General features: G+C 72.0%; 12 protein-coding genes. 10 read left to right on the top strand and 2 right to left on the bottom strand.

Annotation, left to right across the window (positions count from 1 at the left end; genetic code table 11):
- Positions 1 to 208 precede the first annotated feature (208 nt).
- Positions 209 to 1,660 carry a COG1470 family protein gene (locus tag AC6I72_RS34140; RefSeq protein WP_498005333.1) on the top strand — a complete coding sequence of 484 codons (1,452 nt, stop codon included), beginning with the start codon at positions 209 to 211 and terminating at the stop codon, positions 1,658 to 1,660.
- 73 nt (positions 1,661 to 1,733) lie between these two features.
- Positions 1,734 to 1,898: a hypothetical protein gene (locus AC6I72_RS34135; protein WP_498005332.1), complete on the top strand. Its 165-nt coding sequence runs from the start codon at positions 1,734 to 1,736 to the stop codon at positions 1,896 to 1,898.
- A gap of 68 nt (positions 1,899 to 1,966) precedes the next feature.
- Here the strand turns inward: AC6I72_RS34135 and AC6I72_RS34130 are convergent, their stop codons facing one another.
- Positions 1,967 to 2,176, bottom strand: a complete 210-nt coding sequence (locus AC6I72_RS34130) for a 4-oxalocrotonate tautomerase family protein (RefSeq protein ID WP_498005331.1) — start codon at positions 2,174 to 2,176, stop codon at positions 1,967 to 1,969.
- Between the two features lie 231 nt (positions 2,177 to 2,407).
- On the opposite strand from AC6I72_RS34130, the gene AC6I72_RS34125 reads away from it, so the two are divergent.
- Positions 2,408 to 3,268 carry a helix-turn-helix transcriptional regulator gene (locus AC6I72_RS34125; RefSeq protein WP_498005330.1) on the top strand — a complete coding sequence of 287 codons (861 nt, stop codon included), beginning with the start codon at positions 2,408 to 2,410 and terminating at the stop codon, positions 3,266 to 3,268.
- Between the two features lie 101 nt (positions 3,269 to 3,369).
- Positions 3,370 to 3,735: a nuclear transport factor 2 family protein gene (locus AC6I72_RS34120; protein ID WP_498005329.1), complete on the top strand. Its 366-nt coding sequence runs from the start codon at positions 3,370 to 3,372 to the stop codon at positions 3,733 to 3,735.
- Positions 3,736 to 3,832: 97 nt separating this feature from the next.
- Here the strand turns inward: AC6I72_RS34120 and AC6I72_RS34115 are convergent, their stop codons facing one another.
- Complete coding sequence (locus tag AC6I72_RS34115) at positions 3,833 to 4,858, bottom strand: glycoside hydrolase family 113 protein (protein WP_498005328.1); 1,026 nt, start codon at positions 4,856 to 4,858, stop codon at positions 3,833 to 3,835.
- A gap of 159 nt (positions 4,859 to 5,017) precedes the next feature.
- Between AC6I72_RS34115 and AC6I72_RS34110 the strand changes: the two genes are divergently transcribed.
- The 6 genes from AC6I72_RS34110 to AC6I72_RS34085 all read left to right on the top strand — a co-directional run bounded on the left by AC6I72_RS34110 (position 5,018) and on the right by AC6I72_RS34085 (position 12,572).
- Positions 5,018 to 5,761, top strand: a complete 744-nt coding sequence (locus tag AC6I72_RS34110; protein WP_498005327.1) for a TetR/AcrR family transcriptional regulator — start codon at positions 5,018 to 5,020, stop codon at positions 5,759 to 5,761.
- A gap of 232 nt (positions 5,762 to 5,993) precedes the next feature.
- Positions 5,994 to 6,539 carry an EF-hand domain-containing protein gene (locus tag AC6I72_RS34105; RefSeq protein ID WP_498005326.1) on the top strand — a complete coding sequence of 182 codons (546 nt, stop codon included), beginning with the start codon at positions 5,994 to 5,996 and terminating at the stop codon, positions 6,537 to 6,539.
- A gap of 159 nt (positions 6,540 to 6,698) precedes the next feature.
- Positions 6,699 to 7,058, top strand: a complete 360-nt coding sequence (locus tag AC6I72_RS34100) for a nuclear transport factor 2 family protein (protein WP_498005325.1) — start codon at positions 6,699 to 6,701, stop codon at positions 7,056 to 7,058.
- A gap of 178 nt (positions 7,059 to 7,236) precedes the next feature.
- Positions 7,237 to 8,199 (top strand): ABC transporter ATP-binding protein, encoded by a 963-nt coding sequence (locus AC6I72_RS34095; RefSeq protein WP_498005324.1) that lies wholly within the window; start codon positions 7,237 to 7,239, stop codon positions 8,197 to 8,199.
- A complete protein-coding gene (locus AC6I72_RS34090) occupies positions 8,196 to 9,740 on the top strand; it encodes an ABC-2 transporter permease family protein (RefSeq protein ID WP_498005323.1) in 1,545 nt (514 codons plus the stop codon). Before AC6I72_RS34095 ends, AC6I72_RS34090 begins: the two co-directional genes overlap by 4 nt.
- Positions 9,741 to 9,821: 81 nt before the next feature.
- Positions 9,822 to 12,572 carry a bifunctional YncE/alkaline phosphatase family protein gene (locus tag AC6I72_RS34085; RefSeq protein WP_498005322.1) on the top strand — a complete coding sequence of 917 codons (2,751 nt, stop codon included), beginning with the start codon at positions 9,822 to 9,824 and terminating at the stop codon, positions 12,570 to 12,572.
- Positions 12,573 to 12,639 lie beyond the last annotated feature (67 nt).

Below are 12,639 nucleotides of genomic sequence, written 5' to 3'. Positions count from 1 at the left end.
CGGGGGACGGCGTTCCCGGCCTCCCGGAGACAGCACGGCCGAGCCTTCGGTCGCCGGCCGCGCGGTCCGCCCCGTGTGCGGGCGGCGGTCAGCGGACCGTTCACTCAACGCCCGGGGAGAACGAGGGCAGTTGACCCCGCCCCTTCGGGCATTCATCGTGCCCCGGGGCTTACTGACTCGGCGCCCTTGCCACGTTTAATGTCCGGGAGTGAGCCTCTGGACTTCCCTCGAACCCGCCTCCGCGACTGTGGACCCGGGTGGTACCACGACGGTGCGGCTGCGTCTGCGCAACACCGGTGACGTGGTGGACGAGTACCGCTTCGAGGCGGTGGGCGCTCTCGCACCGTGGGCCGTCGTGGAGCCGCAGTCGCTGCGGCTGTACCCGGGGACGACGGGGTCGGTGGAACTGACGTTCTCTCCGCCGCGTACGCCGGACGCGACGGCGGGGCCGAATCCGTACGCGGTGCGGATCACGCCGACGGAGCATCCGGAGGCGACGACGGTTCCGGAGGGGAACCTCACCATCACCCCGTTCACCGAAGTGCGCGCGGAGTTGATACCGCCGACGGTGAAGGGCCGCTTCCGCGGCCGTCCGCGGCTGGCCGTGGACAACGTGGGCAACACGAAGCTGACGGCGTCGGTGAGCGGCAGCGACAACGGTGACCAGTTGTCGTACGACATCCATCCGAGCAATGTGCAGATCGAGCCGGGCCGCGCGGCGTTCGTGAAGACCACGCTGAAGCCGCGCAAGCTCATCTGGCTCGGGTCGGCGGAGCAGCGCCCCTACACCCTGGCGGTGCAGCGGTCGGGTGTGCCGCCGCTGGACGTGGAGGGCACGTACGTGCAGCGGGGTCTCCTGCCGCGCTGGCTCGCGGTCTTCCTCAGTGTCTGCACGGCGCTGGCGATCACCCTCGTGATGCTGTGGATCTCCCACCAGCCCCGGGTCAGCACCGCCGCCACCGAGAAGCTCCAGGAAGCCGGCACCAGTACGCTCCAGGCCCCTCCCTCACCGCTCCCGAAGGCGCCGGCGGCCCCGCCCTCCGACGCCGTCACGGCACCCCCGGCCCCGACCCGGCAGGCGGGCGGATCCGGAGGGGGAGACGAAGACGCGGCGGCGGGCGGTGGGTCCGGGCAGAAGGAGAAGAAGGAGAGCAAGGCACCGGAGAGGACCGCGGCGACCGCCGTCCAGGAACTCGCCGCCGAGGATCCGAGCGGACGGCACATCTGCTACCGGGTCTACACGCCGGGCGACGGCTGGTCCGAGGCCGTGTGCGACGGCGAGACAGCGGGCGCGCCGGGCTCGGGGATGCCGATCAAGGCCGTCAACATCGCCGTGTCCGGGACCAAGGGCACCTCCAGCGGCGCCTTCGTCCACGACCCGGAGTCGACCAATGGCGAGGGACACTTCCCCGAGCCGTGGTCGAATGCCGTCGACGGCATCGACAACTACGTCGGCAGTACCGAGAAGGACGCCCCGAGCATGCTGGGCTTCACCATCAACGTCGACGGCGGCAAAGGCACGGTCTGCCAGTCCTCCTACGTCCACAACGACACCTGGCTCGGCCTGGCGTGCGACGAACCCGGGACCGGGTACGACTTCACCTACGCGGGCACCCACGACAACGCGTCGTGGATCGAAGCGGTCAAGCTCAAGGTGTGACCCGGACCGCCGACGCCGAGCGCCGACCGGCGCCGGCCCACCGGTCCGGGGCATGAACGCCCGGTGGGGCCCCGTGAGCCTCGTCACCGTGGGCGACCGGTCGGCCGACGGCCGTGCGGACCTTCTCGCGACGAGCGGCGACTGGCTGGTCCGGTACCACGGGCTGGGCACGGGCGGCCTGCGGCGGGGCCGGCGGGACAACGCCACCTGGTGGGGGCTGGACAGCGGCGCCTTCTGACGTGCCGGACCCGCCACACCCGTACGGGCCCGGCACCGCGGTGCCGGGCCCGTACGGGTGTGGCGGGATCAGGCGTCGCCGTTGAGCATGGCGGCGGTCAGCACGTTGCCGGCGACGCCCCAGCCGCCGTCGGGGACCTCGTCGACGAGGACGACGGTGGTGGGGCGGGCACGCTCACCGTAGATCTCGGCGTACAGGTCGGTGGTGCGCTCGACGATCTTCTTCTTGTCCTCGGCGCTGAGGGTGCCGGCAGGGACCTTGAAGTGGGCGAAAGGCACTGGTTTCTCCTGGGATCGATCTGTCTTCTGCCGCGCGTGGCGCGTGGCGCGCGGTGCGCGGTGCGTGGTTGCGGTCGTCGTCGACGACGACGGTGATGGCGAGGGCTGCGGCTATGGCGATGGCGGGGAGGGGCTTGCGTGCACGTCTCCAGAGTGAGCGCTGCCGGCCAGCGCAGCCAGGGGATGTCATCCCCTGGGTCGCCGCACCGGCCGAGGCGCAGAATGGGGGCCATGGGTTCTGCGAAATACACCGAGCTGGGGTCCTTTCTGCGGTCGCGGCGTGAACGCATCCGCCCGGCGGAGGTGGGCCTCCCCACCGGGCCCCGCCGCCGCGTCCCCGGGCTGCGGCGTGAAGAGGTCGCCCAGCTCGCCGGGGCATCGGTGGACTACTACAACGAGCTGGAGCGCGGAGCCGGATCCCAGCCGTCGGAGCAGATGATCGCCGCCCTGGCCAGGGCGCTGCGGCTGAGCGCCGACGAACGCGACCACCTCTACCATCTGGCCGCTCGCCCGGTGCCGGTGCACGGCGGGGCCGCCTCCCACGTCCACCCCGGCATGTTCGACCTGCTCCGGCGCCTGACCTCGACACCGGCGCAGGTCATCACCGACCTGCACGTCACCCTCGTGCAGAACCCGCTCGCGGTGGCCCTGCTCGGGGACCAGTCCGGCTTCCGCGGCGCCCGGGCCAGCTTCATCCACCGCTGGTTCACCGAACCCGGAGCCCGGCAGCTCTATCCCGAAGCCGACCACGACGCCCAGTCCCGGGCCTTCGTCGCCGATCTGCGGGCGGCGGCCGCACGGCGGGACGCGAAGGACACCGAGGCCTCCTCGCTGATCAGCACGCTGCTCGACACCTCGTCCGAGTTCGCCGCCCTCTGGGCCGACCACGAAGTGGCGTTCCGGCGGGACGACCGAAAGCGCCTCAACCACCCGGCGATCGGTCTGATCGAGGTCAACTGCCTCAGCCTGTTCAGTGAGGACGGCCGCCAACGACTGCTCTGGTTCACCCCCGCGGTCGGCACGGACAGCGCCGGCCTGCTCGACCTGCTCACGGTCGTCGGCACCCAGGACATCGTCGGCGCGGCCCGCTGAAGGGTGCGGTGCGTGCCGCGGGTGCCATGCGTCACCGCGCCGTCGCCGCCGTGGAGGGCCGCCCGCCGTGCCCCGGCCGGCAGCGCCCGTAGGCTTCCCGCATGACCGATGAGAGCGAGCGGGCCGTACAGGCGGCCATCGAGGGGGAGATGCGGCTTCTCGATCCCGGGGTGCGCGCTTCCCCGGAGCGGGTGCTGGAGCTCCTGGACCCGGAGTTCACCGAGATCGGAGCTTCCGGACGCCGCTGGGACGTGGAGTCGGTCCTCACGGTGACGAGTGGCGGCTCGGTGTCCCCGCAGTCTCCGGTCGAGGTCAGCGAGGTGTCCGGGGTCGTCCTTGCCCCGGGTGTCGTGCACCTGACGTACTTCGCCGACAACCAGGGCCGCCGGGCATGGCGCAGCTCTCTGTGGCGTCTGACGGAGACGGGCTGGCGGCTCTACTTCCACCAGGGCACCCTGACCGATTGAACGGACGCCGCGCACCTGCCGGTGCGAGATCTCGCGGCGCCGGATCCAGGACCCCGTCGACCTCATGCCGGCTCGTCCTGCGCGGGATGCGTGGCTGTCACCTCCGGTAGCGCTCGGCCACTGCCGCGAAGGCGGCCTTGGGTTCCCAGTCCATGTCGGGGTAGGTCTCTCCCCGGCGTCCTTCGAGGAGTTTGACGATGCCCAGGCCGGCCCGGTCCAGGTCGTCCCGGGGGTCGCCGCCGGGGCGGTGCGGGTAGCCGGGCAGGGCGAACAGGAACACGAACGCGCTGTCCACGCCCTCGGATTCGAAGATCTCCAGGAGTTCGCTCAGGTACGCGGCCTGACCGGCCTCGTCGCGCTCGTAGACGCCGTTCAGCCGTACGGGGGCCTTGGTCACCGGGTCGTACTCGACCACTTCCAGCACCCGTCCGCCGCGGTCGCCCGCGCCGCGGTAGGCAGCGGTGCCGAACCCGGTGACGGCGAGCGGTTTCGGACCCTGGGCCAGGGTGCGCACCGCGTCCCGGAACCGGTCGGCGACCTCGGCGGAGCGGATCAGCTCGAACGTCGCGATGTCGAAGGGAGTCCAGTCGACCTGCTCGAACTGGATGGCGGCGTAGGTGAGTGCGCCCCGGAAGCGCTCGCGGACCGTGGCCACGGCCTCCCGGAGGAACGCGTTGACGCGCACGCCCAGTTCGCGGATCGCTTCGGCCCGCCGCTCGGGCCGGGCCATCAGCCGTCCGACCCGCTCCTCGGGGCTCTCCCCGGGCAGGAAGCCGCGGTTCATCACGCTCAGTTCGACCCCTGCGACGAACACGACGGTGGCGCCCTGCCGCCGGAGCCGTTCCGCTCGCTCGGCGCAGTCGCGGAAGAGCGTGAGGATCTGCTCCCGGTCCAGCTCCAGCGGATAGGGGGAGAACCAGACTTCCAGGCCGAGTTCCGCGGCGGCAGCGGCGGCCAGCTCCAGCCGGCCCGGGTCGCCGCCGGTGATCTGGACCGCGTTGCAGTGCAGGTCGTCACGGATGACGGCCAGCTCGCGCCGGACCACCGCGGGGTCGAAGCGCTCGCGGGACAGCCGGCCGTGCACGACGAATCCGGTGTCGTAGGTCATTCCTCTTGCTCGCATGGGGACGTCCTTTCAGCGGGGCCGGCCGTTCTCGGCCGGGACGAGGTCTACAGCGAAAGTGCAGAAACGCAAGTTTGCACATGCGCAACTTTGAAAGGCAAGTGATTTTGCATGGACGCAAGTTTGCGGGCGTGCAGTCTCCTGTGGAACGCTGACGTCATGGCGACACCACCCCCAGGACTGCGGGAGCGGAAGAAGCAGGCCACGCGCGAGGCGCTGCGCGAGGCGGCCCTGCGCCTCGCGGTGGAGCGCGGACCGGACCAGGTGCGGGTCGAGGACATCGCCGCGGCGGCCGGGGTGTCGCCCCGCACCTACCACAACTACTTCGCCAGCCGCGAGCAGGCGATCGTCTCCGCCGTCACCGCGGACCGGGAGGCGCGCATCGCGGCGGCGGTCGCGGCCCGGCCGCCAGGGGTGCGGCTGGCCGACGCCGTCGTGGATGCGGTGCTCGGGCAGTACACGGACCGGGAAGCGACGACGGACACGTACACGGATGCGGATACGGGCACGGGGGAGCGTGGTCACGAGGCGCTGCTGCTGATCACCACCCGGGCGGCGCTGCGCGACGCGTTCCTCGACACCACCGCCGGCATCGAGCCCCCTCTCACCGCGGTGCTCACCGAACGCCTCGGTGACGCCGAGGCGCAGACGGCCCGGGTGCTCGCGGCGAGCGTGGCCGCGGCGGTCCGCATCGCGCTGGAGGGCTGGCTCCGGCCGGCCGGGAGCGCGGGGGGCGGCGGGAGTGCGGACGCCGGAGGACTGGTCGTGCCCTCGGGCTCGCTGCACGACCAGCTCGGTGCGGCGCTGGCCCCGCTGGTGCCCGCGTTCGACGCCGCCGAGCGACGCGCCGGGCAACGAGACGCCGAGCAGCAAGGCGCCGAGCGGCAAGACGCCGAGCAGTAGGACGCCGAGCAGCGTGGGAAGCCGGGTGCCCCGGTGGCGGCCGCCGCGCTGCGGAGGCCGGGGTCTCGGGCGCCGACGGCGCGGCGGGCCCGCACACGGTGGTCGAACGGGGCGCGCGAAGCGCCGGATGCGCGAGCGGGGTCAGGACGCGCTCTTCCGCGCCCCCGTACGCCGTTGGGGCGTCACTCGTCGCGGGCAGGATCGCCGTGGATCCCGAAAGAAAGGGCCGGCCGTGGCAAGTGACTTCCAGCGCGACAAACTCGTCGCCATGTTCCGCGCGTTCGACGTCGACGACAACGGCTACCTCGACCAGCGCGACTTCCAGGCCCTCGCCGAACGCTGGAAGGACCTGCCCCGCGTGCGGCCGGGATCCGAGCTGGCCGCTCGCGTGGACACGGTCCTGCGGGGCTGGTGGGACCTCCTCGCGGAGCACGTGGACACCGACCATGACGGCAAGGTCGACCTGAACGAGATCCTCGCCATGGTGGACCTGCTGCCCACGATGCGTGGAGTCGTCGCGGCGACCGCCGAGACGGTCTTCGACGCCGTCGACGAGGACGGCGACGGCCGTATCTCCCCCGCCGAGCACCGCCGGCTCGTCGACACCTGGCACGGGCGGAGCGTCGACGTCGCCGACGTCTTCGACCGCCTCGACCAGGACGGGGACGGCCGGCTCGGCCGCCGCGAGTTCACCGAGCTGTGGATCCAGTTCTGGACCAGCGACGACCCGGCCGACCCGGGCAACCAGATGTGCGGCCCGGTACCGACCCGCACCTGACGAGGCGGCGGCTCCGGCGGGGCGGCCCCGCCCCGTGCCGGACACCGCCGCGGTTCACCCGCCCTCCATCGTCCCTCCAGGGCGTACGGCCATGGTGGTCCAGGACAGCCGTACCCCTGTCCGCACGGGATGACGAACCACAAGGGAGGGCCTGCTGCCGTGGCGCCCGCGTTGATCTCTCCCCTCGGTGAGGTGCTGCACGACCTCCTCACCGCTCGCACTCTGCGCGAACGCAACAAGGAACTCGCCCTCGCCCTGGTCGCGGCGGTCAACCGCGGCGAGGACAACAGCCTCACCAGAGGCTGGACGGCTCCCCCCGGCCCGGGCCGGCGCGCCCTGCCCGAAGGGCTGCGGCTGACGGTGGACAGCCTCCTCGCCGACGGTGACGTCGTCGTCCTGCGGGCGACCGCGCGCGCCGGACAGGAGGCCTGGTCGTTGGTCACGGAGTTCCGCTTCGACACCGCGGGCCGGATCGCGTCCCACCACGACATGCTCGTACCGCAGCCGATCGCGACCTGAACCGTTCCCCTGACCGGCGCCGGGCGGACCCGTTCGCCCGGCGCGAGCCGAACACCGGCACCCCTCGGGCCCGTTGACTCCCGTTTGGCATTCCGTTCGCCGAGCGTTCAACCCGTGATCCCTGTCAGGGACGTGTGTGCTTCCTAGGGTGCATGAGGCTTTCCGAAAGAAGGAGCTCATGGACTCACAGCTCGCCATCCGGGCTCGCGGCATCACGAAGTGCTTCGGGGACGTCGTCGCGCTCGACGGCGTCGACCTGGATGTGGCGCAGGGACAGATCCACGGCCTGGTCGGTCCGAACGGCGCCGGCAAGACGACCCTGCTCGGCGTCCTTCTGGGCCTGGCCGTGACGGACGGCGGAAGTCTGGAGATCCTCGGCACGCCGGTGGGCCGTGCGTTCGAAGCACCCGGCGGTGTCGCCGGGTTCGTGGACGGGCCGGGGCTGTACCCCTCGCTCACCGCCCGGCAGAACCTCACCGCGCTCGCCGCACTGCGGGGGGACGACAGGCGGTCGGCAGCCGTCGACGACGCGCTGGAGCAGGTGGGGCTCACGGACGTCGCCGACGACCGCACCCGTGGCTTCTCCCTGGGCATGCGCCAACGGCTCGGACTCGCCGCGGCCCTGCTCACCGAGCCGCGGCTGCTCGTCCTTGACGAACCGTCCAACGGCCTCGACCCGGCCGGGAAGAGGCACGTCCACGGTGTGCTCACCCGGCTCGCGCGGCAGGGGACGGCCGTCGTGCTCTCCAGCCACCGCATGGACGACCTGGAGGCCCTGTGCTCCGAGGTCACCATCCTGGCGACCGGGCGGACCGTCTTCTCCGGTCCCCTGGGCGAGCTGGCCGCCGAGAACCGTGAACTCGACTACCGGCTCGTCACGTCCGACCCGGCGCGCGCCCGCCGGCTGGCCGCCGACGCCCCGGGGATCCGCCTGGCCGACGGCGGCCCGGGACACCACGACGGGGCGGGTCTCGTGGTGCGCGCGCTGGTGCCCGCCCTCGACGGCCTGGTGGTACGGCTCGTCGAGGAGGGCGTCGCGCTGCGCGAACTCGGCCCGCTCGTCTCCCCGTTGGAGGCGGCGTTCCTGGCCCTGACCGAGCAGCGGAGCACCGACGTCCAGCAGCAGGAAACCGGTCGATGACCACCACCACGCCCCCCACCCCGGACTCAGCCTCCACCCCTGACTCCACCCCCGCGGCAGACCCCGCCCCCACCCAGGACACCGCCACCCGGGGGCCCGCCCCCACGGAAGCCCCGCCCCGCACGGAGAACCCGACGCCGACCGAAGACCCGGCCCCCGCGGCGGGCCGCGCGACCGCCGGGCCCTCCGAGCGAGCACACAGCACCGCCTCGGGCCGCGCCACCGTCGTCCGGGCCTACCGCTTCGAAGTCGTCAAGCTCCTCTCCCAGTGGCGGATCCGCCTCCTGCTCATCGCCTGCTGGCTCGCGCCGGCGCTCTTCGTGGCCGGGGTGAGCGTGCAGAGCACGCTGCCCACCGACACCCTCTTCGGCCGCTGGATGCACGCCACCGGCTGGGCGGGGCCGCTGGTGACGCTCGGCTTCGCGGGCACCTGGGCGCTTCCGCTGCTCACCTCCGTCGTCGCCGGCGACGTGTTCGCCGCCGAGGACCGGCTCGGCACCTGGCGCCATCTCCTCGTCGCCGTCCGCTCGCCCCGGAAGATCTTCGCGGCGAAGGCGCTGGCCGGTCTCACCGTCCTCCTGCTGCTCGTGGCCGGACTGGCCGCCTCCAGCACGGCCGGCGGGCTGCTGGCAGTCGGCGACCGGCCGCTCGTCGGCCTCGACGGCCATCTGCTCGCGCCGGGCGAGGCAGCCGGGAAGGTCCTGCTCGCCTGGGCCTGCCTGCTCGCCCCGACCCTCGCTCTCGCCGGGATCGGACTCCTCGGATCGGTCGTGCTCGGGCGTTCCCCGATGGGTCTGCTGCTGCCCGCGATCGTCGCACTGGCGATGCAACTGGCCCAGATGCTGCCGCTCCCCGTCGCCGTGCGCCTCGCCCTGCCCGGCGACGCCTTCCTCACCTGGAACGGCCTGTTCACCCGCCCGGCGCAGCTCACCCCGCTCCTCGTCGGCATCGTCGTCAGCCTCCTGTGGGCCGTGACGGCGACGGCGCTGGCGTACGTCCTCTTCCTCCGGCGGGACTTCACCAACCCCACCGACGACGGCGCGGTGCGCCACGCGGTCACCCGGGCCGCGCTGCCGCTCGCGGCGCTGCTCGGCGTGACGGTCGCGGTCGTGGCGGCGACGACCACGGCCGCCGGCTCCGGGATAGACCAGGCCAAGGTGGAGCAGGCGCTCGCCACCGAGTTCGCCCACCTGTACCGCATGCAGACCGACCAGCTCCACCGGCCCGCCGTCACCGAGGCGCAGCTGAGGACCACGGCGGCGTGCACGAAGGCCGGTGTCCGGGACGACGCCCAGGGGGCGGGCAACGACTGGCGGTGCGTCGTCTCCTGGCACCTGCCGGGCGTCGCGGCTGCCGGGTCGGCCGTCTACCAGCTCGACATCACCTCCGACGGGCGGTTCGTCGCGGACGGCGACGGGCCGAAGGACGTCAACGGCTACTTCCTGGTGCGGACTTCGGACCGGGACGCACCCAACCCGCTCTGGCAGTTCGACGGCAACGTCGACCTGCTGTCCGCCTCCCCCGGCGCCAGGACCCGCTGACCCCGGCTTCCCCGGACGGACTCCCCGAACTCCTCCTCCCGGCCACCCCCCGACGCTCCCGATCCCCGAAGGAATGACCTCATGCAGACAACACGCCGCCGCCGGCAGGCGGAGAAGAAGTACTACGACCTGCTGGGCAGACGTGTCAGCCGCCGGGCGACGCTGGTCACGGCATGCATCGCCACGGCCGCACTGGCCACCGGGACGGCCGTGGCCGACACCCGTCCCTTCGGCACCGACCAGGTCGGCCAGGTCACCGGCAAGGGCCAGGTCGTCTCCGCCGACCAGTACATCGACCCGTACGGCCACCGCCTCGTCATCGACGACGGCAAGATCATGTCGTCGGCGGTCAGCCCGGACGGCAGCCACCTCGCCGCCGCGGTCACCGACGGCGACGCCGCGCTGGTCGTGGTGGACCTCGCGACCGGACGGGTCAAGCAGCGGGTCGGCACCAACGCCGCCGACGACCTGCGCATCGCGCACAGCTCCGTCGGCCAGGAAGGCCCGGCGTACTCACCCGACGGCAAGCAGCTGTGGCTGGGCCAGGCCGACGGTTACACGAAGTTCACCGTGACCGCGGACGGCACCCTCGCCGACCCGGTGACCGTCAAGATCCCGGCCGACGGCGGCAAGCAGGCCCTGGTCGCCGCGGCGGTGTTCTCCGCCGACGGCTCCACCGTGTACGCCGCCGTCAACGGCCAGAACCGGGTGGTGGCCATCGACGCGGCGACCGGGACCGTCAAGCAGAGCTGGGCGGTGGGCAACGCCCCGCGCGGCATGGCCCGGGTGGGCGGCAAGCTCTACGTCAGCAACGAGGGCGGCCGGCCCGCGAAGGCGGGGGACTCCACCCTCAACTCCTACGGCACGCAGGTCCCGGCAGACCCGAAGACCGGTGCCACCACGACCGGCACGGTCAGCGTCATCGACCTGGCCGACCCGTCCGCCGCCGTCGCCACCATCGGCGTCGGCCTGCACCCGACCGCCGTGTACGCCCGGCGCGGCGCGGTGTTCGTCACCAACACCGCCGACAACAACGTGTCGGTCATCAGCACGGCCAACGACAAGGTCGTCCAGACCATCTCCACCCAGCCGTGGCCGGAGGCCTCGGTCGGCTACGAACCCGACGCGGTGACCCTCACCGACGACGGCCGGCTGCTGGTGACGCTCGGCCGCGCCAACGCCGTCGCCGTCTACCGCTACACCTCCGCGCAGGAGCCGGTCAGCTACGTCGGTCTGCTGCCGACGGACTACTTCCCCGCCGAGATCACCACCGTCGGCAAGAAGGTCGTCGTCTCCAACACCCGCGGCATCGACGCGCGCCGCCCCGCTGCCGCCGGCCACGGCACCCACGACACGACCTCCAGCCTGACGCAGTTCACCCTGCCCAGCGACCGTGTCATCCGCTCCCAGACCGCCAAGGTCTTCCGGCAGAACGGCTGGAGCGCCGGTTCCGTCCGGCTGGCCTCGGGACACGGCCGCACCAAGGCGCAGCCGGTCCCCGAGCGGATCGGTGACCCGTCGACGATCAAGCACGTCTTCCTGATCGTCAAGGAGAACCGCACCTACGACCAGGTCCTCGGTGATGTCGCCAAGGGCAACGGCGACGCGTCGCTGGCGCAGTTCGGTGAGAACGTGACGCCCAACCAGCACGCGCTGGCCGAGCAGTTCGGGCTCTACGACAACACCTACGACATCGGCACCAACTCCGCCGAGGGCCACAACTGGCTCATGCAGGCGGACAATCCCGAGTACACCGAGTCCTCGGCCGGCGAGTACAAGCGCAGTTACGACACCGAGGACGACGCCCTCGGCCACCAGAAGACCGGGTTCCTGTGGACGGGCGCGCAGGCGGCCGGCAAGAGCGTACGGGACTTCGGCGAGTTCCAGCAGTTCCTGACCAAGCCGTCCGGCGCCAGCTGGCAGAACCTGTACTGCGACGCCAAGAACATGGACGCCACCGGCCAGTCCACCGCCTACCCCCTGAACTCCTCCTCACCGATCCCGTCGCTCAACAGCGTCTCGGTGCCCGGCTTCCCGAAGTTCGACACCAGCGTCCCGGACCAGTACCGGTACGAGATCTGGAAGAAGGACTTCGAGAAGAACGGGCCGGCGAACCTGAACATGTTCTGGCTCTCCAGCGACCACACCGGCGGTCCGGCGAGCCCGGCCGCCCAGGTCGCCGACAACGACCTCGCCACCGGCAAGATCATCGACAGGATCTCGCACAGCAAGTACTGGAAGGACTCGGCGATCTTCGTCGTCGAGGACGACTCCCAGGCGGGGCTGGACCACGTCGACGGCCACCGCGCCCCGGTGCAGATCGTCAGCCCCTGGGTCCGGCGCGGGACCGTCGACAGCCGCTACTACTCGCAGATCACGATGATCCGCACCATCGAGCAGATCCTCGGGATCCAACCGATGAACCAGAAGGACAGCGCGGCCACCCCCATGCGGGGCGTGTTCACCCGGCAGCCCGACTACAGGCCGTTCACCGCCCTGCCCAACCGCACCTCACTGACCGACGGCCTGAAGACCCCGCCGGCCTGCGGCGTGGACACCCCCGCCGCGCAGGACCGCAAGGCGGCGGCCGTACCGCCGGCGAAGGTACCGGCGGACAAGAAGTCCCTGGCCGCCGCGTGGGACACCTGGAAGTCCCAGCAGCGCCTGACCGGTCCCGACGCCGTCCCCGACTACGCCAACCCGGCCCAGATGAACCACCTCACCTGGTACCAGACCCACAACTGGGCCCGTCCGTACCCCGGTGAGAAGAAGATCTACGCCCCGAACGACGTGCCCGGCGCCTACATCCCGTCGCCGGAGTCCGACGGCTGACACACGCCGCACACCACCGAGGACCCCTGCCAGGCCGGCCGCCTGTCAGGGGTCCTTCGCGGATACC

Source organism: Streptomyces sp. Xyl84, from assembly GCF_059731885.1.
The sequence above is the reverse complement of the archived record's forward strand: the minus strand, read 5'-3'. Positions and strand labels throughout refer to the sequence as shown.

Coding starts and splice junctions, on each gene's coding strand:
- AC6I72_RS34095 (WP_498005324.1), top strand. CDS start 7,237: ATGGACTCACAGCTCGCCATCCGGGCTCGCGGCATCACGAAGTGCTTC.
- AC6I72_RS34085 (WP_498005322.1), top strand. CDS start 9,822: ATGCAGACAACACGCCGCCGCCGGCAGGCGGAGAAGAAGTACTACGAC.
- AC6I72_RS34110 (WP_498005327.1), top strand. CDS start 5,018: ATGGCGACACCACCCCCAGGACTGCGGGAGCGGAAGAAGCAGGCCACG.
- AC6I72_RS34115 (WP_498005328.1), bottom strand. CDS start 4,858: ATGCGAGCAAGAGGAATGACCTACGACACCGGATTCGTCGTGCACGGC.
- AC6I72_RS34090 (WP_498005323.1), top strand. CDS start 8,196: ATGACCACCACCACGCCCCCCACCCCGGACTCAGCCTCCACCCCTGAC.
- AC6I72_RS34125 (WP_498005330.1), top strand. CDS start 2,408: ATGGGTTCTGCGAAATACACCGAGCTGGGGTCCTTTCTGCGGTCGCGG.
- AC6I72_RS34120 (WP_498005329.1), top strand. CDS start 3,370: ATGACCGATGAGAGCGAGCGGGCCGTACAGGCGGCCATCGAGGGGGAG.